22 protein-coding genes are annotated in these 25,515 nt (G+C 39.7%); 13 read left to right on the forward strand and 9 right to left on the reverse strand.

Annotated features, from left to right (window positions below; translation table 11 throughout):
• Nucleotides 1–47 precede the first annotated feature (47 nt).
• A complete protein-coding gene (gene carB / locus U1E44_RS12480) occupies nucleotides 48–2,900 on the reverse strand; it encodes a carbamoyl-phosphate synthase large subunit (RefSeq protein WP_322931426.1) in 2,853 nt (950 codons plus the stop codon).
• Nucleotides 2,901–2,995: 95 nt separating this feature from the next.
• Complete coding sequence (gene rpmH, locus U1E44_RS12485) at nucleotides 2,996–3,154, reverse strand: 50S ribosomal protein L34 (RefSeq protein ID WP_322931427.1); 159 nt, start codon at nucleotides 3,152–3,154, stop codon at nucleotides 2,996–2,998.
• Nucleotides 3,155–3,325: 171 nt separating this feature from the next.
• Between rpmH and U1E44_RS12490 the strand changes: the two genes are divergently transcribed.
• Together U1E44_RS12490 and U1E44_RS12495 are read left to right on the forward strand one after the other, a co-directional pair.
• Nucleotides 3,326–4,228 (forward strand): DUF6263 family protein, encoded by a 903-nt coding sequence (locus U1E44_RS12490; protein WP_322931428.1) that lies wholly within the window; start codon nucleotides 3,326–3,328, stop codon nucleotides 4,226–4,228.
• Nucleotides 4,209–4,724, forward strand: coding sequence for a hypothetical protein (locus U1E44_RS12495; protein ID WP_322931429.1), 516 nt, complete (start codon nucleotides 4,209–4,211; stop codon nucleotides 4,722–4,724). The genes U1E44_RS12490 and U1E44_RS12495 overlap by 20 nt, the downstream gene beginning before the upstream one ends.
• 20 nt (nucleotides 4,725–4,744) lie before the next feature.
• Here the strand turns inward: U1E44_RS12495 and U1E44_RS12500 are convergent, their stop codons facing one another.
• Both U1E44_RS12500 and U1E44_RS12505 read right to left on the reverse strand, forming a co-directional pair.
• The gene (locus U1E44_RS12500) at nucleotides 4,745–5,704 is read right to left on the reverse strand and encodes a lytic transglycosylase domain-containing protein (RefSeq protein ID WP_322931430.1); all 960 of its coding nucleotides are present in this window, start codon (nucleotides 5,702–5,704) and stop codon (nucleotides 4,745–4,747) included.
• A 41-nt stretch (nucleotides 5,705–5,745) separates the two neighbouring features.
• Nucleotides 5,746–6,414 carry an alpha/beta hydrolase gene (locus tag U1E44_RS12505; protein ID WP_322931431.1) on the reverse strand — a complete coding sequence of 223 codons (669 nt, stop codon included), beginning with the start codon at nucleotides 6,412–6,414 and terminating at the stop codon, nucleotides 5,746–5,748.
• Between the two features lie 171 nt (nucleotides 6,415–6,585).
• Here U1E44_RS12505 and U1E44_RS12510 point away from each other — a divergent pair, with 171 nt between their 5' ends.
• Entirely contained in the window at nucleotides 6,586–6,879 is a 294-nt protein-coding gene (locus tag U1E44_RS12510) for a GNAT family N-acetyltransferase (RefSeq protein ID WP_322931432.1), read from the forward strand.
• A gap of 56 nt (nucleotides 6,880–6,935) precedes the next feature.
• Here U1E44_RS12510 and mtaB read toward each other — a convergent pair whose 3' ends face one another.
• The 4 genes from mtaB to U1E44_RS12530 form a co-directional block, all read right to left on the reverse strand.
• On the reverse strand, nucleotides 6,936–8,267 hold the full coding sequence (gene mtaB, locus U1E44_RS12515; protein WP_322931433.1) for a tRNA (N(6)-L-threonylcarbamoyladenosine(37)-C(2))-methylthiotransferase MtaB: 1,332 nt from the start codon (nucleotides 8,265–8,267) through the stop codon (nucleotides 6,936–6,938).
• The gene (locus tag U1E44_RS12520) at nucleotides 8,264–8,446 is read right to left on the reverse strand and encodes a hypothetical protein (RefSeq protein WP_322931434.1); all 183 of its coding nucleotides are present in this window, start codon (nucleotides 8,444–8,446) and stop codon (nucleotides 8,264–8,266) included. The genes mtaB and U1E44_RS12520 overlap by 4 nt, the downstream gene beginning before the upstream one ends.
• Complete coding sequence (locus U1E44_RS12525) at nucleotides 8,428–9,606, reverse strand: GlmU family protein (protein WP_322931435.1); 1,179 nt, start codon at nucleotides 9,604–9,606, stop codon at nucleotides 8,428–8,430. Before U1E44_RS12525 ends, U1E44_RS12520 begins: the two co-directional genes overlap by 19 nt.
• A gap of 83 nt (nucleotides 9,607–9,689) precedes the next feature.
• Nucleotides 9,690–9,941 (reverse strand): type B 50S ribosomal protein L31, encoded by a 252-nt coding sequence (locus tag U1E44_RS12530; protein WP_322931436.1) that lies wholly within the window; start codon nucleotides 9,939–9,941, stop codon nucleotides 9,690–9,692.
• Between the two features lie 168 nt (nucleotides 9,942–10,109).
• Between U1E44_RS12530 and U1E44_RS12535 the strand changes: the two genes are divergently transcribed.
• The 7 genes from U1E44_RS12535 to U1E44_RS12565 all read left to right on the forward strand — a co-directional run bounded on the left by U1E44_RS12535 (nucleotide 10,110) and on the right by U1E44_RS12565 (nucleotide 17,003).
• The gene (locus tag U1E44_RS12535) at nucleotides 10,110–10,634 is read left to right on the forward strand and encodes a DUF4199 domain-containing protein (protein ID WP_322931437.1); all 525 of its coding nucleotides are present in this window, start codon (nucleotides 10,110–10,112) and stop codon (nucleotides 10,632–10,634) included.
• Nucleotides 10,635–10,669: 35 nt separating this feature from the next.
• Nucleotides 10,670–11,638 (forward strand): glycosyltransferase family 2 protein, encoded by a 969-nt coding sequence (locus U1E44_RS12540; RefSeq protein ID WP_322931438.1) that lies wholly within the window; start codon nucleotides 10,670–10,672, stop codon nucleotides 11,636–11,638.
• 23 nt (nucleotides 11,639–11,661) lie between these two features.
• Nucleotides 11,662–13,371 carry a phospho-sugar mutase gene (locus U1E44_RS12545; RefSeq protein WP_322931439.1) on the forward strand — a complete coding sequence of 570 codons (1,710 nt, stop codon included), beginning with the start codon at nucleotides 11,662–11,664 and terminating at the stop codon, nucleotides 13,369–13,371.
• Nucleotides 13,371–15,194 carry an ABC transporter ATP-binding protein gene (locus U1E44_RS12550; protein ID WP_322931440.1) on the forward strand — a complete coding sequence of 608 codons (1,824 nt, stop codon included), beginning with the start codon at nucleotides 13,371–13,373 and terminating at the stop codon, nucleotides 15,192–15,194. The genes U1E44_RS12545 and U1E44_RS12550 overlap by 1 nt, the downstream gene beginning before the upstream one ends.
• 275 nt (nucleotides 15,195–15,469) lie before the next feature.
• A complete protein-coding gene (locus U1E44_RS12555) occupies nucleotides 15,470–16,012 on the forward strand; it encodes an RNA polymerase sigma factor (protein ID WP_322931441.1) in 543 nt (180 codons plus the stop codon).
• 33 nt (nucleotides 16,013–16,045) lie between these two features.
• Nucleotides 16,046–16,561, forward strand: a complete 516-nt coding sequence (locus U1E44_RS12560) for a hypothetical protein (RefSeq protein ID WP_322931442.1) — start codon at nucleotides 16,046–16,048, stop codon at nucleotides 16,559–16,561.
• The gene (locus tag U1E44_RS12565; protein WP_322931443.1) at nucleotides 16,554–17,003 is read left to right on the forward strand and encodes a hypothetical protein; all 450 of its coding nucleotides are present in this window, start codon (nucleotides 16,554–16,556) and stop codon (nucleotides 17,001–17,003) included. Before U1E44_RS12560 ends, U1E44_RS12565 begins: the two co-directional genes overlap by 8 nt.
• Before the next feature lie 36 nt (nucleotides 17,004–17,039).
• On the opposite strand, the gene U1E44_RS12570 is transcribed toward U1E44_RS12565, so the two are convergent.
• Nucleotides 17,040–18,071, reverse strand: coding sequence for a WD40/YVTN/BNR-like repeat-containing protein (locus U1E44_RS12570; RefSeq protein WP_322931444.1), 1,032 nt, complete (start codon nucleotides 18,069–18,071; stop codon nucleotides 17,040–17,042).
• Between the two features lie 181 nt (nucleotides 18,072–18,252).
• Between U1E44_RS12570 and U1E44_RS12575 the strand changes: the two genes are divergently transcribed.
• From U1E44_RS12575 to U1E44_RS12585, 3 genes are all read left to right on the forward strand, one after another.
• Nucleotides 18,253–19,476 (forward strand): RsmB/NOP family class I SAM-dependent RNA methyltransferase, encoded by a 1,224-nt coding sequence (locus U1E44_RS12575; RefSeq protein WP_322931445.1) that lies wholly within the window; start codon nucleotides 18,253–18,255, stop codon nucleotides 19,474–19,476.
• Between the two features lie 107 nt (nucleotides 19,477–19,583).
• A complete protein-coding gene (gene purL / locus U1E44_RS12580) occupies nucleotides 19,584–23,258 on the forward strand; it encodes a phosphoribosylformylglycinamidine synthase (RefSeq protein WP_322931446.1) in 3,675 nt (1,224 codons plus the stop codon).
• Between the two features lie 445 nt (nucleotides 23,259–23,703).
• Nucleotides 23,704–25,479: an AMP-dependent synthetase/ligase gene (locus U1E44_RS12585; RefSeq protein WP_323673901.1), complete on the forward strand. Its 1,776-nt coding sequence runs from the start codon at nucleotides 23,704–23,706 to the stop codon at nucleotides 25,477–25,479.
• The last annotated feature ends 36 nt before the right edge of the window (nucleotides 25,480–25,515 follow it).

Consider the following 25,515-nt stretch of genomic DNA (forward strand, 5'->3'; position numbering starts at 1 on the left):
GCTATTTCGTGTTTAAAATAGCCCTTTTTACTACGTTGACACCTTAGTTATTTACTCAAGTACATCTTCCTTCTGGCATATAGATTGTAAAATTCATCGTCCTTTAAACTATCAATAAAAAGGATACTTTCGCCCGTACTTTTCATTTCGGGCCCTAGGTTTTTATTTACGTTAGGAAACTTATTAAAGGAAAACACAGGCTGTTTTATGGCATAACCTTCCAATTGCGGATTAAAGGTAAAATCCTTTACCTTCTTTTCTCCAAGCATTACTTTGGTGGCATAATTCACATAAGGTTCTTTATAGGCTTTAGAAATAAAAGGCACAGTTCGCGAGGCTCTGGGGTTGGCTTCAATGATATAAACCATATCATCTTTTATGGCAAACTGGATATTGATAAGACCTACTGTTCGCAAAGCCAAAGCGATTTTTTTGGTATGGTCTTTTATTTGTTGCATTACAAATTCACCCAAATTAAATGGCGGTAGTGTGGCATTAGAGTCTCCCGAATGAATACCACAAGGCTCTATGTGTTCCATGATGCCAATAATGTAAACATCTTCCCCGTCGCAAATGGCATCGGCCTCTGCTTCAATGGCACCATCTAAGTAATGATCTAACAATAATTTGTTATTGGGTATTTTATGTAGCAAGTCTACCACATGAGCTTCTAGTTCTTCTCTATTGATTACGATTTTCATGCCCTGCCCGCCCAGCACGTATGAAGGTCTTACCAAGAGCGGAAATCCCAAACGATCTGAAAGTGTTAATGCCTCATCGGCTGTTTCGGCCACTCCAAATTCGGGGTAAGGGATGTCATTATCCTTTAGAAGTTTAGAAAAACTTCCACGATCTTCTGCCAAATCTAATGCTTGAAAACTGGTGCCTATAATTTTAATACCGTATTTATCTAGTTTCTCGGCCAATTTTAGTGCTGTTTGTCCGCCGAGCTGCACAATAACTCCTTCTGGTTTCTCGTGCTTAATGATATCATAAATATGTTCCCAAAAAACAGGTTCAAAGTAAAGTTTGTCCGAAATATCAAAATCTGTGGAAACCGTTTCGGGGTTACAATTGATCATAATAGTTTCGTAACCGCATTCTGCGGCAGCCAATACGCCATGCACGCAACAATAATCAAACTCTATCCCCTGCCCTATTCTATTAGGCCCCGAGCCTAGAACCACAATTTTCTTTTTATCGGTAACTGTACTATCATTGGCCACATAGCGCTTTCCTTCTGGGGTTTCAATTTCGGCCTCAAAAGTAGAATAGTAATAGGGGGTCATCGCCTTAAATTCTGCCGCACAGGTATCCACCAATTTAAAAACCCTGTTTATTCCTAAAGCAGAACGCTTGTTGTGTACTTCACTTTCATAACAATCGAGCATATGTGCAATCTGCCGGTCGGCAAATCCCTTTTGTTTCGCTTCAAGTAAAAGATCATAAGGAACGGTATCTACCGTATATTTTGAAATTTCCTTCTCTAAAAAGTGTAGTTCTTCATATTGCCTTAGAAACCACATATCTATTTTTGTAATATCGTGAATGCGGCTCAGTGGAATTCCCATCTGAATAGCATCATAAATCACAAAAACCCTATCCCAACTCGGAATTGTGAGTTTACTGATAATTTGGTCATACTCTTTGTATCCTTTACCATCTGCCCCCAAACCGTTCCGTTTAATCTCTAAAGATTGAGTGGCTTTGTGTAAGGCTTCTTGAAACGAGCGGCCAATGCCCATTACTTCACCCACCGATTTCATTTGCAGGCCTAAGGTACGGTCCGAACCTTCGAATTTATCAAAGTTCCATCGCGGAATTTTTACGATTACATAATCTAAAGTAGGCTCAAATAAGGCCGAAGTAAGTTTCGTTATTTGGTTGCCTAGTTCGTTAAGATGGTATCCTATGGCGAGTTTGGCGGCAATTTTAGCTATGGGATATCCTGTAGCTTTAGAGGCCAAAGCCGACGAACGGGAAACTCTGGGATTAATCTCTATGGCGATGATGTCTTCCTGATCATCCGGACTTACAGCAAACTGTACATTGCATCCACCGGCAAAATCTCCAATACTCCGCATCATTTTAATTGCCATGTCGCGCATCTTTTGAAAGGTAACATCGGATAGCGTCATGGCAGGCGCCACGGTTATAGAGTCGCCCGTATGAATACCCATGGGATCCATATTTTCTATGGTACAAATAATGACCACATTGTCATTCTTATCGCGTAAGAGTTCTAGTTCATATTCTTTCCAACCCATTAAGGCCTTATCTATCATAACCTCATGAATTGGTGATATTTCTAATCCACGACTCAGCAACTCATCAAAATCTTCTGCCCTGTACACAATGGATGCCCCTGCGCCACCCAAGGTATACGACGCTCTAATTACGAGTGGAAATCCAAATTCTTGTGCAATTTCCTTCCCTTTGAGAAAGGAAGTGGCTGTAGCTTGTGGTGCCATGCCAATCCCTATTTTTAACATAAGTTCGCGAAACTTCTCCCGATCTTCTGTAATATTAATGGCATTGATATCTACCCCAATAAGTTTCACATTAAAATCCTTCCATATTCCCTTTTCATCCGCTTCAATACACAAGTTTAGTGCCGTTTGCCCACCCATGGTAGGCAATACTGCATCAATTTCGGGATGCAACTTCAAAATTTCGATAATGGATTTGGTGGTCAACGGTTTTAAGTACACATGATCGGCCATCGTTGGATCCGTCATAATAGTCGCCGGATTACTATTAATGAGCACGGTCTTAATTCCATCTTCCCGCAGCGAACGCAAAGCCTGGGTACCGGCATAATCAAACTCACAGGCCTGCCCAATGACAATAGGACCAGAACCAATAATTAAAATGGACTTTAAATCTTCTCTTTTTGGCATTTTACGAAATACTTGAATATTAAAAAATTAGTGAACAAAAAAAAGGTGCTACTTTTAAAAAAGTAACACCTCGCTATTTCTAAAAAATACAATCATTATTTTTTGTGTCGCCCTTCAGAAGATACGGTTAGCTTTTTTCTTCCCTTTGCTCTTCTTCTTGCAAGAACTTTTCTACCATTAGCAGTAGCCATACGTTCCCTAAATCCATGCTTATTTTTTCTCTTCCTTTTTGATGGCTGATATGTTCTCTTCATTACTGAAACTATTTTACGTGCTTAAAATCGGATTTTTCAAACTCTACGAAAACTATCGCAAAACTGGGCGCAAATATACAAAGACTTTTTGCTTTGGCAAATCTAAATTTAAAAATATTGTGGATTGTTTTTATTACTTTTGTGGCGACTTAAAACGAGTGCGTTACACCCATGAAAAACATTGTTATCTTTCTATTTGGCCTGTTTTTACCTTGTTTTTTTTATGGCCAAACGCTACTAGAGTATCGACTTAAAATTGGGGATGTTTTTGTTTTACACCAAAATGCGAAACAACGCATTACACAAACTATAGGAGATACCGAACAGATCATTACCAATACTCTAGAGGGTGTATTTCAATTAAAAGTTATTGATAAGCAAGAAGATCAGTTTGTTTTAGAGCTCAAGTTTAATGACTTAAAATTACATATTTCTTCAAATTTATTAGGTGAACTTCTGGCCGTCAATGCAAAGGAAGTTCATGAAGGTGACATTTCGTCTAAAATGTACCATTCCTTATTAAACAGTCCTGTAAAACTCTTTCTTGCGAAAAACGGGGATATTCTCCAAGTTAGCGGAGGAGACAAATTGGTGTCAAAAATGGTTCAAGCCGCTGAAATTGAGGATGCATTATCATTAGATATTCTTAAAAACACTTTGGAAAATGACTTCGGATCTAAAGCCTTGTCTGATAGTTATGAGCAAATGACCTTCATCTATCCCACCACGCCCATAAAGGTGGGTGATACTTGGGTTAACTATTATGATGGCAAACTCCATTCAAAAAACACATGGAAGCTTGAAGATTTAACCGCATCTAACGCCACCATTTTAGGGGAAGCTGAGGTCGTAATGACTTTAAAAGAAAACACCATGTCCATGGAACTCAATGGCCATCAAGAAACAGAAATAAAAACAAACACAGCAAACGGCTTTTTAAAAACGATGAAGGTTTCAGGGACCTACAGCGGTATCTCTAAAGATCTAAACTCGAACGAAGAAATTCCAACCACGATAACCTCACAAATTACCTACGAATTATTAAATACAACTCATGTTTCACAAAATTTTTAAACTAATCATCGCGGGATTGCTTATTGCATATGCCGTTTATCAATTTATAGACGGCAATGTCGGCAATGGCATTTTTCTTATTCTATTGTCACTTATTTTTATTTTCTTATACTTTAGAAATGAAATTATATTGCTAGCTTTCCTTAAAATGCGCAAACAAGATTTGGACGGAACCAAAAAATGGTTAGATCGCATTAAAAATCCGGAAGCCGCCCTTACGGTAAAACAACAAGGGTATTTTAACTACCTGCACGGTATAATACATTCGCAGACCAATCTTTCGCAAGCCGAAAAATTCTTTAAGAAGGCACTAAAACTAGGCCTCAGTATGGATTATGATGTGGCTATGGCGAAGTTAAGTTTAGCAGGAATTGCGATGCAAAAGCGACGAAAAAGAGAAGCGACTACCCTGCTTAATGAAGCCAAGAAATTAGACAAACAGAATATGCTTACCGAACAAATTAAAATGATGCAACAGCAGATGAAAAAAATCTAATCGTTGTGCGCCCTCATCATTTATTTAGACATTACATAATATCCTTTATTTGGGATTTGGAGTGTGTATTTTTTCCCGGAAGCATTGTTTAAATGAGGCTCTCTAAGCCATGGATTATGGCGCTTTAGAATTTTATAATTGATCTCATAGGTGTTGGCAAAATCGGCAAAATTAGATACAGGTTCCGATACTTCTACTGTAAAGGTCGGCACTTCAGGATAAAAATCTTTCTGTTCTAAATGAAACCCGTATTTTTCCGGATTAGAAATAATTTCCTTAATAGCCAAGATTCTAAACACATAACGGCCGGTTTCTTCTCCTAATAAAAGATCGTAATAATCATCTGCTTTCTGAATTCCCATATATTTGGCCACACCTGCTGGTCCCGCATTATAAGCGGCGGCGGCCATGGTCCAATTTCCAAACCTTTTTTTAGAATTTTGCAAGTATTTACAGGCTACTTCGGTACTTTTTTCCACATGATACCGCTCATCTACATTCTGATTCACCTCAAGCCCATAATCTCTGGCCGTTTCCTTCATTATCTGCCAAAAACCGGTAGCTCCGGCAGGAGAAATTGCATTGGTTAACCCACTTTCGGCGACGGCCAAATACTTAAAGTCGTCGGGAATACCATTTTTTTTCAAAATAGGTTCTATAATTGGAAAATATTTTTGAGCTCTTTTAATCAACAAAACCGCATTGGATTGCCAATAGGTATTTACTAAAAATTCCCGGTCTAGTCGTTCCATTATTTCCGGATCATTTACCGGCACCGTTTCCCCGGCGAAATTGAGATTGGAAGGGATTTCAATTGCCGTTATTCTATACCCAACAGGGTCTGTATCTACCGAATCTTTCGTTTTGGTGATGCCATTTAGTTCATCACCATCCTTCCTGTCCAGTGTTACTGCGAAAACCAAGGTGCTAATGACAAACAACACCCCTAGAAACATCAATATATTTTTAAAAAACTGCATATTACATATGGATTAATTACCCTCAAAGGTATTAAATACTACTACGATTCTAAAATAATTGTGGGCAAGTGTTCATTAAACCACCTAAACCGATGAATAATCATGGTGTGGGTTCCGTTTTCTACCAGAATACAATGCGTTATGTTGGTTATAGGAAATACGGCATCTTTAGCTCCGTGGATGTGAATGGTATGTGCCATAGGTTCTTTTTGAGACCAATTTATGGTTTGATCTATAGCCCAATCCAAATACCGCTTATCCCTAATGGAAAGATATTGTTCATACAATTTTAATCTTTTGGTCACTGTTTCTCCAAAGGCGTATTTGGCTAAAAACTCCACATTATGCACTAGCCCGGTAGGCAATAATTTGTGAATTCGGGTGTATTTTGCAAAAACCATTCGTTTAGGAAGTTCACTTCGCTTTTTTATACTCGATATGATGATTACTTTTTGCACCTTAATCCATTTTGCCATTTCCTGAACCAAAAGTCCTCCAAAAGAGACCCCTACCAACACGGGGTTTTCGTGCAGCACCTTTTTACACATCGCTCTTGCATAGGTGCAAAGGTCTTGACCTTGTTCTGGAATTACCCAATCCAAAAAATGCATCTCAAATTGTAATTCCGGTAATGAAATTTTACTGAATATAGTACTATTAGCAGCCATACCGGGCATAAAATACACATGAATTTTCTGAGATGGTCTCATTTTTAGAACGCGCTATTTAGGTAGGAATTTAGCATTTAATTTACTATCTTTGTCCTCTTTGCTCAAAATACAGTCCTTTCTTTTGAAACTTTGGCAAAAATGGGTAGAAACCGATCCAATTTCGGAACGATTGTGATCTCTATGAACATGAAAATCTAAAATCAAACTATAATGAATGAATTAGAAATTAAGGACAATAGCTTTTTGCGTCAATTTGAAACCAAAATTGATGGCCATTTGGCAAAAATTGAGTATTCGTCTCAAGAACGCAAAGTGTTTTTGACAAAATTAGTCATTCCCGAAGAAATTGAACAACCCGGTTTTAAAGAAGATTTTATAACCGCCGTTCTTATGCTTATTCAAGAAAGAAAGTTAAGAGTAGTGCCAACTAGCCCACAAATTGCCGGATTCTTAAGGAAAAACAGGCAATACAAAGAAATGCTTCCTGTAGGGATCCGTATTTAAGGACAAGCTATCGTAATTTGCAAATTACATATGTCCCGCCCTTTGGCGGGATTTTTTTATACGACCGCTTCGCGAGCCACGAACGCAAAACGCACTAAGCCATCCGCATCAATATCACCAAGTGTCACGGTATGAAGCGTATTTACTAATGCCGGATTCCACGGTGCTTTAACCTTTACATAATTTTCGGTAAACCCATAAATATACCCCTCTTTGTTGGCATCCTCAAATAAAACTGTTCGCCGACTGCCGAGTTGACTTTCATAGAACGCCCTTCTTTTTTTAACCGACAGTCCACGAAGTAATTTACTGCGTTTTTGTCTTATTTTTAAAGGTACCACATCTTTCATAAGCGCCGCCGGGGTATTATCTCGTTCGGAATAGGTGAAAACATGCAAATAGGAGATATCCAATTCATTCAAAAAATGATAGGTTTCTAAAAACTCGGCATCGGTTTCTCCGGGAAAGCCAACAATGACATCAACCCCAATGCACGCATGTGGCATTACTGCTTTTATCTTGGCCACTCGTTCCCGGTACAAATCTCTTAAGTAGCGTCTTCGCATTTGTTTTAAAATTGTATCGCTACCGCTTTGTAGGGGAATATGAAAATGAGGTACAAAAGCCTTGCTCGTAGCCACAAAATCGATGGTTTCATTTTTTAATAAATTGGGTTCTATAGACGAAATACGTAGTCTACTAATTCCTTGTACTTTATCTAAGGCCTGTATCAGTTCTAAAAAAGTATGTTCGTGAGTTTTATTACCAAATTCTCCTTTGCCATAATCGCCAATATTTACTCCGGTAAGTACAATTTCCTTTATACCTTTTTTGGATATTTCTGTTGCATTAGCCAAAACACTATCTAGACTAGCACTTCTAGAAATACCTCGTGCCAAGGGAATAGTACAATACGTGCATTTATAATCGCAACCATCTTGGACTTTTAAAAAAGCTCTAGTTCTGTCCCCAATGGCATACCCTCCGGTGTAAAAATCGACCTCTGCTATTTCGCAAGAGTGCACCTCGCCAAAATCATTTTTAGAAAGGTCGTTAATATAATCGGTAATCTTAAATTTCTCAGAAGCACCCAATACCAAATCTACACCATCTACAGCTGCCAACGCTTCGGGTTGCAATTGGGCATAGCATCCAATAGCGGCAATAAAGGCTTTTGGGTTACTCTTTTGTGCTTGCTTTACTATAGTTTTAAAACGCTTATCTGCATTTTCGGTTACCGAACAGGTATTTATCACATAGATATCTGCTTCGTCGGTAAATGCTACCTTTTCAAATCCTTTAGATTCAAAGCCTCTTGCAATGGTAGATGTTTCCGAAAAATTGAGCTTGCAGCCCAAGGTATAAAATGCTACTTTTTTTGTACTCATATATCTTTGGTAGGCGAAATACCTAATCTTTCTTTTTTAAGGTAGGCAAAGATACATCGTTCATCGCTAATGCCCTTGGCGTAACCGTTTAAATTTGGCTGAGTCCAAACGTAAAAAATTTCTAAGGAGGTCGTTAATAATTGTGCTTCCAAGCTTTGCTTTAGTCGTAATTTCGCCATTTTTTCGTAATTTCAAACACCTCACTAAGAATGCGTTCTTCCTTTTCATCAAATACGACTCCACGCCTGGCCATCATCACCCTAGCCGCTTCAAAAGCTATTTTGAGTTGATAGGTACTGAATCCGGAAGCACCTCCCCAACTGAAGCTGGGTACAAAATTTCTTGGAAACCCGGGTACATAAATATTACAATTCACGCCAATAACCGTTCCCGTATTAAACATTGTATTAATAGCTGTTTTGCTGTGATCGCCCATCATTAATCCGCAAAATTGCAATCCTGTTTGCTCAAATGATTCGGTATCGTAATTCCATAAACGCACTTTAGCGTAATTATTCTTTAAATTAGAATTATTAGAATCGGCACCGATATTGCACCATTCTCCCAAGACTGCATTGCCTAAATACCCTTCATGTCCTTTACTAGAATACCCAAAAATAACCGCATTGCTTATTTCTCCACACACTTTACTATAGGGTCCTATAGTAGTAGCTCCGTAAATTTTGCCTCCCATTTTTACAACGGCTTTCTCGCATAACGCAAAGGCACCCCGAATGAGACTCCCCTCCCAAATTTCGGCATCTTTACCTAAATATATAGGACCTTCTGAAGCGTTTAATATACTGTATTCTACTTTGGCACCTTCCTCTAAAAAGATTCGTTCCGGATGTATGAGGTGATTTGTTTTGGAAATCGTTGCACTTTTCCTGCCGGCAGTTAACAATGTAAAGTCGGCCTCTAAGGCCGCTGCATTTTTAGAAAAAATATCCCATGTATGCCTAAGCTGCATCACCACTTCCTCCCACTGAAAATGACGAAAATTTGAAAAATTATGGGTGTGCTTGACATTTTTACTGTTATAGGCTAAAATTTCATCCTTATAAAAAAGAACTTCGTTTTCGTTTAGCGCGATGATGCGCTGCACCAACGCTGCATTCGGTAAAAAAGACGCATTAATGGCTATGTTTTCCTCTTTCTCCAGAAATGGGAATTTTTCTTCCAAGTAGGCTTCTGTCCATACGGATACGGTTGTCCCTAAATAATGTTGCCATTTTTCTCGAACGGTCAAAATTCCGATGCGTATTTCAGCGACAGGCCTCGTAAAGGTAAATGGCAGTAGCGCATTTCGCACTTTCCCATCGAAGAGAATATAGTTCATGAAGAATTTTTAACAAAAATAAAAAAAGTCACGTCTCATTATGCATTGAGACGTGACTTCCTTACGATTTTTTATACAAAAAACTACTTTTCGAATTTCTTGTACTTGTTCTTAAATTTATCAATTCTACCAGCCGTATCAACCAATTTAGATTTTCCGGTATAAAAAGGGTGCGATGTTCTTGAAATCTCCAGTTTTACCACAGGATAGCTTACCCCATCCACTTCTATTGTCTCTTTTGTATCTGCGGTGGATTTTGTAATGAAAACGTCTTCATTAGACATGTCCTTAAAAGCCACTAATCTATAATTATCCGGGTGTATACCTTTTCTCATGATGCTGCGCTAAAAAATTCAATTATTTTAAGGCTGCAAATTTAACTATTTTTGACTAAACTGCAATTTTATCACCCAAAAAATATAAAGAAAAAATCACTATCTTTTTTGTAACAAAAAAAAGCAAACTACTACATATATGATAACCAACTTTAAACCTCTGTAAAAATGGAAGAAAATCAACCAAAAACCGGAAAATTTGCGCTTACTTTTGGGCTCCTGTTAGGCGGGCTACAAGTGATATTTGGTCTCATGCTTTACTCCATGGACCTCCACTATCAAGGCGGTATGTCTGTAATTGTGGTAAGTATCATAATGTCTTTGGTCTTAATTATCTTGGGACTCCTTCAATTTAAGAAAGCGAATACGGGTCTTCTTAGCTTTGGCCAGGCATTAAAAATTGGCGTAGGCATCTGTCTTATAGGCGGTATTATTGGTCTAATCTACAATGAACTAGTTATGTCTGTCATTGATCCCGATACCCTAACCAAAGCTTTGGAATATCAAAAAGGACAACTTTTAGAAACCACCAAATTAACTAGCGAACAAATTGATGCCCAATTAGAAATGGGTAAAAAATTCTCAACACCATTGATTCGCTTTACTTTAGGTACGCTGTTTAGTATCATTCTTGGATTTTTGTTAACTCTAATTCCTGCTTTGGTGCTTAAAAAGTCAGAAAATCTTAACTAATTTGTACTTTTGAAAAGATTTATCAGAAGTATTCCATGCATTTATCTATTGTAATACCCTTATTAAACGAGGAAGAATCGCTTAAAGAGCTGCATGATTGGATTGTATCGGTGATGCAATCCAATCATTTTTTTTACGAAATTCTTTTCATTGATGATGGTAGCACAGACAATTCTTGGGGTGTAATTACTTCGCTATCCGAAGCCAATAAAAACGTAAAAGGCATTCGTTTTCTTAAAAATTATGGCAAATCGCAAGCATTACACGCCGGCTTTAAAGCCGCTATAGGCGATGTTGTTATTACAATGGATGCCGATTTGCAGGACAATCCTGAAGAAATTCCCGAGCTGTATCGATTAATAAAAGACGAACACTATGATTTGGTTTCGGGCTGGAAAAAGAAACGGTACGACGCCACACTGTCTAAAAATCTACCTTCCAAGCTTTTTAACTGGGCTGCCCGAAAAACTTCGGGAGTACCGCTGCACGATTTTAATTGCGGTTTAAAAGCTTTTAAAAAAGAGGTCATAAAAACGATTGAAGTTTCTGGCGAAATGCATCGGTATATTCCGGTATTGGCTAAAAGCGCCGGTTTTTCCAAAATAGAAGAAAAAGTAGTGCAACACCAAGCGCGGAAATACGGTAAAACCAAATTTGGCATGGATCGATTTATCAATGGCTTTTTAGATCTTATTACCATTTGGTTTCTCTCAACTTTTGGAAAAAGACCCATGCACCTTTTCGGAGCCTTAGGCATTCTCATGTTTGTAGTGGGTTTCGGACTTACCCTTTATTTAGGTATCGATAAGCTTTTCTTGCATCCCACCGCCCGATTATTAACAGACCGTCCTCATTTTTTTATTGCCCTTACCGCCATGCTTATAGGCACACAACTATTTTTAGCAGGCTTTTTGGGCGAAATTTTAGTGCGTTCCCGAAAAGATGAAAATCGATATATCATTAAGGATCAAATTGATGCACATAAAAATGAATTCGTCGTATAATTTTAAAAACAAAACTATACTTTATGGATGAGTTGCTATCCAAAGCCCAAAGTTGGCTTACAGACATTTTCGACAAAGAGACACAAAACGAAGTGGCGGCATTACTTAACGGAAATCCGGAAGAGCTAAAAGATCGCTTTTTTAAGGATTTAGAGTTTGGTACCGGTGGTATGCGTGGCATTATGGGGGTTGGCACCAACAGAATTAATAAATACACGCTAGGAAAAAGCACACAAGGTCTTAGCAATTATCTTAATAAAGTAAATGCCGGGGAACCCATCAAGGTGGTCATTGCGTACGATTGTAGGCACAATAGCAATACGTTAGCCAAAATTGTGGCCAATGTGTTCTCGGCCAACGGCATTCAGGTATTTCTGTTTTCAGAATTACGAACCACTCCCGCCTTGTCTTTTGCGGTACGCGATCTCAATTGCCATGCCGGTATTGTACTAACTGCCTCTCATAATCCGCCAGAATACAATGGGTATAAAGTATATTGGACAGATGGCGGACAGATAGTGCCCCCACAAGACGGAGAAATCATATCAGAAATAAACAACCTGCACTTTAAGGATGTAAAATTTAACCCGAATGCCGATTTAATTACACTCATAGATAAAGAAGCTGATGCGTCATTTATAACTACTTCCGTAAAAAATGGCAGTTTCAATGCCCCCGGAAAAGAAAATTTTAAAATTGTGTTTACTTCGCTTCACGGCACTTCCATTACTGCCGTGCCCGAAGTGCTCCAAAAAGCCGGCTATACCCATGTAACTATTATTGAAGAGCAGGCTAAGCCAGATGGCAATTTCCCGACAGTAATCTCTCCCAATCCCGAAGAACCGGAAGCCTTGGAAATAGCTATTAAAAAAGCAGAGGAAATAGGAGCCGATATGGTTATAGGTACAGACCCGGACGGAGATCGTCTCGGTATTGCCGTGCGGAACCTAGACGGAGATATGGAGTTGCTTAATGGCAACCAAACCATGGTACTGATGACCCGATTTTTATTGGAAGAACAACAAAAAAAAGGGTTTCAGGGTAACGAATTTATCGCATCAACCATAGTTTCTACGCCCATGATGGCTCGTTTGGCCGAAGCCTACGGTGTAGCTTATAAATCTGCATTAACCGGATTTAAATGGATTGCCAAAATGGTAAAAGATTTTCCGGAACAACGATTTATTGGGGGAGGCGAAGAAAGTTTTGGCTATATGGTGGGCGATTTTGTGCGCGATAAAGACGCTGTTACAGCTACCCTGTTGGCCTGCGAAATTGGGGCAAGTGCAAAAGCACGCGGAAGTTCGTTTTACCAGGATTTAATAGACTGTTATGTGGATTTTGGTTTTTATAAAGAAAAGTTGATTTCCCTTACCAAAAAAGGAATAAGTGGCGCAGCGGATATTAAACAAATGATGATCGATTTTAAGGAAAATCCGGTAAAAACTATTGACGGTTCTAAGGTGGTAGTGGTAGAAGACTATAATACGGCTACATCAACAAACCTTCTTACAGGAGCTATTAGTCCCATCCACTTACCTAAATCTAACGTGATCATATTGGTTACCGAAGATGGCACCCGAATGGCCGCTCGTCCTAGCGGAACAGAACCCAAAATAAAATTTTATTTCAGTATCAATGCGCCGCTACATACACGAGAAAATTTTAAAAAAGTAGCTGCTGAGTTGGATGCCAAAATAGACAGAATCCTCAGTGAACTCAAATTAAATTAATGAATTATTTTAAGAAGATTCTTCGTTTTGCCAAACCTTATAAAAAATACGGTTATCTCAATATTTTTTTTAACATTCTATACGCCCTTTTTAGTTCCTTGTCTTTTGCAGCCTTGATCCCGATGCTCGACGTCCTTTTTGATCAATCTAAAAAAGTCTTTCAAGCACCTGAGTACACTTCCCTAGGGCACATAAAAGACTATCTGCAAGACTATGCCAGTTTCTTGGTAACCTCCTATGCGGCAGACGATGAAATGAAGGCGTTGGTTTTGGTTATAAGTTTGGTGTTGGCGCTGTTTCTCTTAAAAAACATTTTCAATTATTTGGCCATGTATTTTATCACCTTTTTGCGTAATGGCGTTCTAAAGGATATCCGAAATGGGATGTACCAAAAAATGGTAACATTGCCATTATCCTTTTATTCGGAGAAAAGGAAAGGTGATGTTATTGCCCGTATTACATCGGATGTATTAGAAATTCAACATTCCTTTTTGTCTGTCTTAGAGCTTATTGTACGCGAACCCTTAACTATATTGTTCACGATTATTATTATGTTTGGGATAAGCGCAAAACTAACCTTCTTTGTTTTTATTTTTATTCCTTTGGCCGGTATGGCCATTTCCCGCATCGGAAAATCGTTGAAAAAAAAATCGGATCGGGTACAGAAAGAACAGGGCGAATTTTTGTCTATCGTAGAGGAAACAATAGGTGGGCTTAGGGTGGTAAAAGCATTTAATGCAGAGTCTAAATTTTATAACACCTTTAGAATTTCTACTCAAAGATTCTTTCGATTTTCAAATAAATTACTTAACCGTCAAAATTTAGCTTCACCGGTAGGAGAATTTCTGGGCATCTTAGTTATTGGAGTCTTATTGTGGTTTGGCGGTAAAATGGTTTTGGTTGACAAGACTTTGGATCCGTCCTCCTTTATTGCCTATATGGCATTGGCATACAATATTTTAACCCCTGCAAAAGCGATCAGCAAAGCCTCTTACGGTGTTAAAAAAGGGAATGCGGCAGCCGAAAGAGTGTTGGAAATTCTTGAAACTGAAAACCCCATTGTAGAAAAAGAAAATGCCTTGGTAAAACCCGATTTCACTTCAGATATACAACTAACGCAGGTTTCCTTTAAGTATGAAGATGAATTTGTATTGAAAAACTTTAACCTCACCATTCCCAAAGGACAGGCAGTCGCGTTGGTAGGTCAATCGGGCAGTGGAAAAAGTACCATTGCCAACCTCGTGACTCGGTTCTACGATGTTACCGAAGGGCAGATTTCGGTAGATGGCATACCTATTAAAGACCTCACCAAAAAATCGCTCCGTAATTTAATTGGGCTAGTTACCCAAGATTCTATCCTGTTTAATGACTCGGTGCACCAAAACATTGCCCTTGGCAAGGAAAATGCTACAGAAGAAGAAGTTGTAGCGGCAGCAAAGATTGCCAACGCCCACGATTTCATTTTGGAATTACCGCAAGGATATCATACCAATATAGGAGATATGGGCAATAAACTGAGTGGCGGCCAAAAACAACGTTTGGCAATTGCACGTGCGGTCCTAAAAAATCCGCCCATTATGATATTAGATGAAGCCACATCGGCTTTAGACACAGAAAGTGAACGATTAGTGCAAGATGCACTGGAAAATATGATGAAAAACCGCACGTCTATCATCATTGCCCACCGCCTTTCTACCATACAAAATGCCCACACCATCGTAGTACTTCAAAAGGGCGAAATCGTAGAACAAGGATCCCATACCCAGTTATTAGCGGCTAACGGAGTGTATAAAAAACTGGTGACCATGCAGTCCCTAGAATAATACCGAAACACCCATTTTAAAAATGTTTTTTTAGGCCTTTTGTCTCCTATGAACCGAACCTTCAATTTTGCACGGTCATTTCATGGACACCTTTTTAACAACGAATCAACATAAACCAACTGAGGTATCGTAGTGCCGCCAATACCAAAAAACCGTGCATTGGATAGGTATTGTTTTGAGCTGTGTCCATAGTAAAGATCATTTTTAAATATAACCCTCTGGTTAAACCTTTTTCCCTTAATTTTGTCTAATCCATTGAAAGCAAGGAAAATATTTTGATTGCAGAAGAAACCTTAGTTCGTCAACTACAGCAAAAGGAAACACAGTCTAAAGCCTTTAAAATCCTTATTGACACCTATAAGGAAAAATTGTATTGGCATATTCGCAGAATTGTGTTAGATCACGATGACACCGATGACGTATTACAAAACACTTTTATTAAAGTCCTCGGTAATATTGACGGCTTTAAGGGTAACAGCAAGCTGTATTCTTGGATGTACCGCATCGCCACAAATGAATCTTTAACATTTTTGCAGTCCAAATCCAAAAAAATGGGTATTAGTAGTGAAGAACTACAGTCCAAACTGGTAGGAAATTTACGAAGTGATGTCTATTTTGATGGTGATGAAATTCAGTTAAAACTACAAATGGCCATAGCTACGCTTCCGGAAAAGCAAAAGCTGGTATTTAATATGAAATATTTTCAGGAACTAAAATATGAGGAAATTTCCGATATTTTGGATGTTACTGTAGGTGGATTAAAAGCCTCCTATCATCTTGCAGCAAAAAAAATAGAAGCTTTCTTGCTAGCGCATTAAACCTTTTAAGATATTGATAGTCAAAGTATAGATATGAAAAAATTGCAATCAAAAAACGGTTTTAAAATCCCGGAGGGGTATTTTGAAAATGTCTCCGAGCGAATTTTACATACCATAGAACACACCGCACAGGAAAAACCCAATGAAGGCTTTAAAGTGCCTGCAAATTATTTTGATCACCTGGATCAGCGCATTCTTAAAAGATTAGAACCCCCAAAAGGCAAGCTAATTACACATAATGCTTTTACAAAATACTATTATGCCGCAGTGGCCATTGCTGCCATATTCCTAGTATTTTTTGGTTTAAATAAGAACCCAGTCCAAAATGCGATTTTTGACTTTGAAGATCTTTCCTTCTCAGATATTGAAACCTATTTTGAAACCAATGAGTTTGGCTTTACAAGCTATGAAATTGCCGAAATGATCCCGGTGGATCAATTGGAAATCAATGATGTGTTAGTAAATGAACTACTACAAGAAAACGTCATTGATTACTTATATAACAATACAGATAATTTTGAAGAATTTAATTTGGAAAACAATGACTAAGTACATTAAAATTGGGATAACCCTCGTAATGGTTTTTAGTTTTTCGTTCGCTTTTGGTCAACATAACCCTGACTGGGACAAAATAAAAACCTTGAAAGTAGCATTTTTTACCGAACAATTGGATTTGTCCAGTAAAGAAGCAGAGCTATTTTGGCCGCTGTATAATAAATACGAAGAAGAACGCCATACAATACGCAAACGAGAATGGAGAGAAGTACGAGATAAATTGAAGGACATGAGTGGTATCTCAGAAAAACAGGCCAACGTATTATTAACTAAATATTTAGCCATAGAAGAAGAGCAAGAAGAATTGGACAAGGCATTTTTGCTAAAGCTAAGTAACGTACTTTCGTCTCGAAAGACCGTGCTTCTATTGCGTGCAGAAGAAGACTTTAAACGGCAATTAATTCGGCAATCGCACCAAAAAAGATCCAACGATTAGCTTTAATTGTAACTACGCTACTTTGAAAAAATCCTTTTAGTCACGAAATATAAGCTTCGCAAAGCGATTTTTACCCGCAGCGTACGCCACGGAATCATTTAAAAATCGAAGGGTATAAAAGGATTCATCGGATAAGGTTTTCCAACTTTCACCTCCGTCATTAGAGTAAGAAATACCCGTAAACCCTACCGCAACCACATCCTTACCACCGGAATTAGGCACAAACTGAATACAACTTTTATAACCCGGATCCATGCCATCGGCAATAAGCTGCCAACTTTTTCCGCCGTCTACAGTTATGGCTTTATTGGCGGTTTTGCCTTCTGGCTGCGTATAATCGCCGCCAATGAGTATGCCCAATTGTGCATCGTAGAAGTCCATGGCATAAATGCCTTGCGTATTTTTTTCGTGCGCAATGGGAGTTTGCACAGCCGTCCATGTTTCGCCCTTATCTTCTGACCGCAGCACACGGCCTTTGCTTGTAGCCATCCAAACGATGTTTCCAACGGACACAATATTACTGTTGCTCGCCGCAAAAGCCCCTTCGCCTTCCACCCCATCCGGTAAAGCCGTACAGGGCAATTTTCGCCAAGTAGCACCTCCATCCCTAGTCAAAATTACAGACAAACAGCCATTCATGCTATCGCCTACCGCAATGCCGTCGGTATCATTCATAAAATGCATCGCATCATAAAAAACTTGGGGATCTTCTTCTTGGTACACCAATTCCATGTTGCCATAATCACCTGTTTTATAAAGTAAGGCAGGGTTGGCTATAGAAAGCATAAAAAAATCGGTAGCGGTATGCGCCACAGCACGGAATTCAGGGGCACTACCGTCGTAAAGTTGCACATTGGTCTTTATGTTGTTTAATGCAAAATCTACCATCCCATACGTGCCTTTATTAGCAGCAAAAGCCAAATTGCCTTCCATTACAGTAATAGCCCTGATACTAATAGAATCGGTATAAAGCACTTGCATCCCTACCGAAGTATAGTTGTGCGATGCCAACTTTTTATCACAGGAAAGAAAACAAAAACCACATATCGCAAAAAACCAATACCGCATGCCTATAAATTTTAACAAAAATAGATAGAATCCTTTGTAAAGAGATACCTTTGCAACCTTAATTCTGAAATAAAAATCGGAATCCATAAAGTTGTTAACCCCATAACACCCTATTGAAATTCTAATTACAGAATTTTGCAAAATCGGGCTATGAACCAATAAAAATCAATACAGATAGGCAATGAAATTACACAGAAATTTGGTGTTTGCCGTGGTAGAGGCGCTACATTTAATCTTCAATGAGGGAGAATATGCCGATAAAGTTGTAGAAAAAGTATTAAAATTTGACAAACGCTGGGGCGCGCGCGACCGAGGTTTTATTGCAGAAACCACCTATGATATGGTACGATGGAAAAGACTCTATTGCGAAATTGCAGCGGTAAAAGCCCCGTTTAGCAGGCCAAACCTTTTTAGACTTTTTGCCGTTTGGGCGGTACTAAAAGGCATAAAATTACCCGATTGGAAGCAATTAGAACCCACCCCGGAACGCCGTATAAAAGGCAAGTTTGACGAACTTTCAAAAATTAGAAAATTCAAGGAATCTATCCCGGATTGGATGGATGAATTAGGGGTAACGTATTTAGGCGAAAAGTTATGGAGCAAGGAAATAGCAGCACTAAACAAGCAAGCCGAAGTAATTTTACGAGTCAATTTGTTAAAGGCAACCAAACAACAACTTCACGATGCGTTATTGCAAGAAAATATAGATACCGAATTTGTTAAGGGGTACCCCGATGCCTTAAAATTAAAGGAACGCACCAATATATTTACAACGGAAGCTTTTAAAATGGGCATGTTTGAAGTACAAGATGCCTCTTCGCAATTGGTAGGATCCTTTTTAGAGGTAGCTCCTGGAATGCGGGTCATAGATACCTGTGCGGGTGCCGGCGGAAAAACATTGCACCTGGCCGCCTTAATGGAAAACAAAGGGCAGTTGATTGCGCTCGATATTTACGCCCATAAATTGCACGAACTAAAACGCAGGGCCAAACGAGCAGGTGCGTTTAATATAGAAACCAAAACAATAGACACTACCAAAGTTCTTAAAAAACTAATCGGCACGGCCGACCGAGTTTTAATAGATGCACCCTGTACAGGCTTGGGGGTGCTCCGTAGAAATCCGGATGCCAAATGGAAATTGACCCCAGAATTTATAACCGAAATAACAGCAACGCAACAACAGATTCTGCGCGATTACAGCAAACTGGTAAAAGAAGGAGGTAAAATGGTGTATGCCACTTGCTCTATTTTGCCACAGGAAAACTGGGAACAGGTAAAAAAGTTTCTATCCTCAGAAGAAGGAAAGGATTTTAAACTGGTAAAGGACAAAAAAATATACGCCTCAGAATCTGGCTTTGATGGCTTCTATATGGCGTTAATGGAAAAAATTTCGCCCACTTCCTAAAGAGGAGTAATTAACAATACAGTGTAAAACTGTTCATTATTCTGCTTTAAAATTAACACCGAAAGACCTAAATTTGTGGCTTGTTAATTTAAACAATGCTGCAATCCATGATCCATTTCTTCGGAGACCTTAGCACAACCGTTTTTGCGGTACAGACAGAGGGTTCGTTTTCACAGGAAGATACACAAAAATTAAGGTGGTTATTTGCCGATAAACCCAAAATAGATAGGGCGTCTTTAGACGCCTTTTTTGTTGGCCCACGGGCCGCTATGATCACTCCTTGGAGTACCAACGCTACAGAGATCACGGTTAATATGGGTATTCAAGGCATTATTCGCATTGAAGAATTTAGGGCTGTAGATGCCGATTTTTCGGATTATGACCCCATGCTCTTTCAGAAATACGACCAACTAACGCAACAAACGTTTACCATTGACCTTGCCCCAGAAGCCGTAAAAGAAATAACTGATATTGCCAATTATAATGCTTCCCAAGGCTTGGCACTAAATGATGAGGAAATTGCGTATTTAAATAATTTAGCCATAAGGCTGGGTAGAAAGTTAACCGACTCGGAAGTATTTGGTTTTAGTCAGGTAAACTCGGAACATTGTCGGCATAAGATTTTTAATGGCACATTTATTATTGATGGAGAAGAAAGGCCATCGTCCTTATTTAAGCTCATCAAAAAGACAGCGAAAGAGAACCCCAACAGTATTGTATCGGCCTACAAGGATAATGTGGCTTTTTTAAAGGGGCCTACTGTCACTCAATTTGCGCCAAGACGAGGCGATATCGCTGATTTTTATGAGGAGAGGGAGTTTCAGTCTGTACTTTCGTTAAAAGCAGAAACACATAATTTCCCGACCACGGTAGAACCCTTTAACGGTGCCGCCACCGGATCTGGAGGCGAAATTCGGGATCGTTTGGCGGGCGGAAAAGGCTCTTTGCCCTTGGCAGGAACAGCGGTGTATATGACGGCGTATTCCCGATTAGAAGAAAACCGCACTTGGGAAAATGCCATGCCGCAACGTCCGTGGCTCTACCAAACGCCTATGGATATCCTCATCAAAGCATCTAACGGAGCTTCCGATTTTGGCAATAAATTTGGTCAGCCATTGATCAGCGGATCCGTCCTTACCTTTGAACACCAAGAAAACCAACGAAAATTAGGCTTTGACAAGGTGATCATGCAAGCCGGAGGTATTGGCTACGGCAAAGCCGATCAGGCATTAAAAGAAAAACCAAAAACAGGCGACAAAATCGTAATTCTAGGTGGCGATAATTACCGTATAGGGATGGGAGGCGCAGCGGTTTCTAGTGCAGATACAGGTGCCTTTGGAAACGTCATAGAACTGAACGCCGTACAACGCTCTAATCCCGAAATGCAGAAAAGGACGGCCAACGCCATTAGGGCTATGGTAGAAAGTGATGTGAATCCCATTGTATCTATTCACGATCACGGTGCGGGCGGACATTTAAATTGTTTGTCAGAATTAGTAGAAGACACCGGCGGAACCATTAATCTGGACCATCTTCCGGTAGGCGACCCTACACTTTCGGCCAAAGAAATTATTGGAAACGAATCTCAAGAACGGATGGGACTGGTTATGCCTCCTGAACACATAGCACTCTTAAACAGAATTGCCGAACGCGAACGTGCGCCCATGTACGAAGTGGGTTGTGTTACCGGAGACAAGACCTTTACCATAGCATCCCAAAAAACAGGTGAAAAACCGGTTGATTTGAAACTGGATGACATGTTTGGAAGTTCGCCAAAGACAATTATGACCGATAATACGATTATAAGAACCTATAAAAACCCCGAATATACACTAGCCGATTTTCACGAGTATTTAGAGCAGGTATTGCAATTAGAGGCCGTGGCCTCTAAAGATTGGCTCACAAATAAAGTAGATCGTTGCGTTGGTGGCAAAGTGGCCAAACAGCAATGTGTAGGACCTTTACAACTTCCGCTCAATAATTGTGGGGTTATGGCTTTGGATTATAAAGGCAAGGAAGGAATAGCTACGGCAATAGGCCACGCGCCTGTTTCAGCGTTAATAAACCCGACCTCTGGAAGTAGAAATAGTATCACAGAGGCATTAACGAATATCATTTGGGCACCCTTAAAAGATGGGTTAACTTCGGTTTCCCTATCGGCTAACTGGATGTGGCCATGTAAAAACGAAGGCGAAGATGCGCGTTTATACGAGGCGGTACAGGCGGTTTCGGACTTTGCTATAGCTTTAGGTATAAATGTTCCAACAGGCAAAGATTCCCTTTCCATGAAACAAAAATACAAAGACGGAGAGGTATTGTCACCGGGAACCGTAATCATTTCGGCAGCCGCACATTGTACCGATATCACTAAAGTGATAGAGCCCGTATTTCAGAAAAAAGGAGGCAGCATTTATTATATCAATATCTCACAGGACACCTACAAATTGGGAGGGTCTTCGTTTGCTCAAATAAGGAACGCCATAGGCAATGAAACGCCTACCGTCGTAAGTGCTTCTTACGTAAAAAATGTCTTTACAACGCTACAAAAATTAATCGTTGAAGGAAAGATTCTAGCAGGTCATGATGTGGCGTCGGGCGGACTAATTACCACGCTTTTAGAAATGTGTTTTGCCGATACCGAATTGGGTGCCGATCTTAACCTAACTGCTTTAGGAGAACCCGATACCATAAAACTCTTATTTGCAGAAAATGCGGCTATCATTTTTCAAACGAAAGATGAAAGTGTTGAAGCTGATTTAACACAAGCCGGCATCGACTTTCACAAGTTGGGAAAAGTAGTTTCAAAAAGTACCTTACGCCTAAAAAATAATGATGTTGCCATAGGACTAAATGTGACTTCACTAAGGGATACTTGGTTCAGAACGTCTTATTTGTTGGATGCCAAACAAACCTCAAATAACCTTGCCAAAGCCCGATATGACCATTATAAAAACCAACCTTTAGTATATCAATTCCCAGCGCACTTTACGGGTATTCTTTCTAATTTTAAGGGCGCCCGACCCAAAGCGGCCATACTGCGTGAAAAAGGCAGCAATTCGGAAAGAGAAATGGCCAATGCCTTATTTTTGGCCGGTTTTGATGTAAAAGATGTACACATGACCGACCTAATAACCGGTAGGGAAACCCTGGAGGATATTCACTTTTTGGGTGCCGTAGGCGGATTTTCCAATTCAGATGTCTTAGGCAGTGCCAAAGGCTGGGCCGGCGCCATTAAATACAACGAAAAGGCCAATAAAGCCATAAATACCTTTTTTGCGAGACCAGATACGCTTTCCGTAGGTATTTGCAACGGTTGCCAACTTTTTATGGAATTAGAATTAATTAATCCGGAGCATAAAACACATGGCAAACTCACTTACAATACCTCTCGTAAACATGAAAGTAATTTTACTTCCGTAAAAATACAACAAAACCATTCGGTGATGCTTTCTTCCATGGCTGGAACCACTTTAGGGGTTTGGATATCGCATGGCGAGGGGAAATTTACACTTCCATTAGAGGAAAATCAGTACGCCATAGTTGCCAAATACGGGTACGACGAATATCCGGCCAACCCCAATGGGAGCGATTATAATACGGCCATGTTATGCGACAAAACTGGTCGGCATTTGGTAACCATGCCTCATATAGAACGCTCTATCTTTCCTTGGAATTGGGCATACTACCCTAAGGAACGAAAAGATGGTATTTCCCCTTGGGTGGAAGCTTTTATAAATGCCCGGAAATGGGTGGAACATCACAAAGGAGCACGCGCAATTTAGACGATACTATATATATAGACGGTTCGCAAACGAAATTAGATCGCAGAAATGGTGCATTGTGGGAGCTACAAAAACGAGCCTTCTTCTAAATCCTCCAAAAAAAATATAGGTTACAGCGATTAATATGGATTTTAACAAAAACAGGATGTTGACGGATCTTAAAACGAATCACATCTTTTTAAACCATGGTACCGGAAATTTCTAGGCCACCCGAAAACGGTATGGATTAAGGATTTCAACTGACCCTACCCTACCTTCTTGTACGGAACACATCACCAAAAAACCAGCCTGAACCGTAGTGCTTTTTAAAAATGACTTCATCCATTTTTAGGGTTACCTCTTATTTCTTGTTGAATTTCTAAAAATTTACTCCCTTTTTTAGGTTTAACTTTGAAAATAACGTTATATTTTCGTTATTCGTTACATAGACTAATTCGCTGTTATGATGTCAGAAATCACCCGATTATTCGATTTTCCGTACTATCAATTGGAAAAATACAACTTAAAAAATGCCCTCAATACCAAATATAATGGTGAATGGGTTGCTACTTCTACGCAGGAGTATGTAGATAAGGCCAATACCATAAGTAGAGCCTTACTTCGACTAGGAGTGGCTGCAAACGACAAAATTGCCCTGATTTCCTTCACCAACAGAACGGAATGGAATATCATGGATATCGGCATATTGCAGGTAGGCGCGCAAAACGTACCCATTTATCCTACCAGTTCAGAAGAAAATTACGCCTACATTTTAAATCACTGTAAGGCAACATACTGCTTTGTTTCTTGCCACGAGGTCTACGCCAAAATAACAGCCATAAAAGATCAGGTGCCACACCTAAAAGAGGTGTACTCTTTTGATGTGCTCCCCGATTGTAAAAACTGGAGCGAAGTCCTAGATTTGGGTAAAGATATTTCGAATCAATCGGAAGTAGAAGTGCGCAAGAATCAGGTGAAGCCAAGTGACCTTGCCACCCTTATTTATACTTCGGGGACCACAGGGCATCCCAAAGGCGTTATGCTTACGCATGACAATCTGGTAAGCAATGCGTTAGAGAGTTACCATCGCATTCCGGTAACTTTAGGGAATTCAGTGGCGCTCAGCTTTCTACCCGTGTGTCATGTGTTCGAGCGAATGCTTATGTATTTATATCAATACTGCGGAACTTCCATTTATTTTTCGCCCATAGACCAAATAAGTGAGTATTTAAAAGAAGTGAAACCCCATGTGATGACTGCAGTACCTCGACTTTTAGAAAAGGTGTACGACAAGATTATTGAAAAGGGAACGGCACTTAGCGGGATTAAAAAAAACCTTTTCTTTTGGGCGGTTGATCTAGGATTGCGGTATGAGCCCTATGGGCAAAATGGCTGGTGGTATGAGGTACAACTCTCCATAGCTCGGAAACTTATTTTTAGTAAATGGAAAGAGGGCCTTGGGGGCAACCTCTCTGTAATTGCTTCGGGGAGTGCCGCTTTGCAACCCCGATTAGCGCGGATATACAATGCAGCCAACTTTGGCGTCATGGAAGGATACGGCCTCACAGAAACTTCTCCGGTAGTTTCCGTAAACGATATGCGCAACGGAGGCTTTAGAATAGGTACTGTGGGCAAGCCCATTGGTAGAACCGAAGTTAAAATAGCCGCAGACGGAGAAATATGCATCAAAGGCCCACAAGTTATGCAAGGGTATTATAAAGATCCTGAAAAAACTGCTGAAGTACTTCGTGATGGCTATTTTCTTACGGGAGATATCGGCGAAATCGATGCCGACGGCTTTCTTAAAATCACCGATCGAAAAAAGGAAATGTTTAAAACCTCAGGAGGAAAATATGTGGCACCACAACTTCTCGAGAATTATTTTAAGCAATCTCGGTTTATTGAACAAATCATGGTAGTAGGCGAAGGTGAAAAAATGCCCGCTGCCTTCATACAACCCGATTTTGAATTTTTGAAAGAATGGGCCAAAAGACAAGGCATCTCATTTGCCAACAATGCCGAACTTCTGTGTAACGAAAAAGTAATAGCTCGTTACCAAACAGAAGTAGATAAGGCCAACGAACACTTTGCCAAGTGGGAAAAGGTGAAGGAGTTTCGACTTACTCCCGAGGTTTGGAGCATAACTGATGGGCATCTTACCCCTACCATGAAACTCAAAAGAAAAATAATAAAGGAAAAGTATATCAACCTATATAATGAGATTTACGGGCACCATAGATAACAAAAAAACCAAGAGGCACAACTCCATATTAGGGTT

The sequence above is a fragment of the Aurantibrevibacter litoralis genome (assembly GCF_034651555.1).
Taxonomy (GTDB): domain Bacteria; phylum Bacteroidota; class Bacteroidia; order Flavobacteriales; family Flavobacteriaceae; genus Aurantibrevibacter; species Aurantibrevibacter litoralis.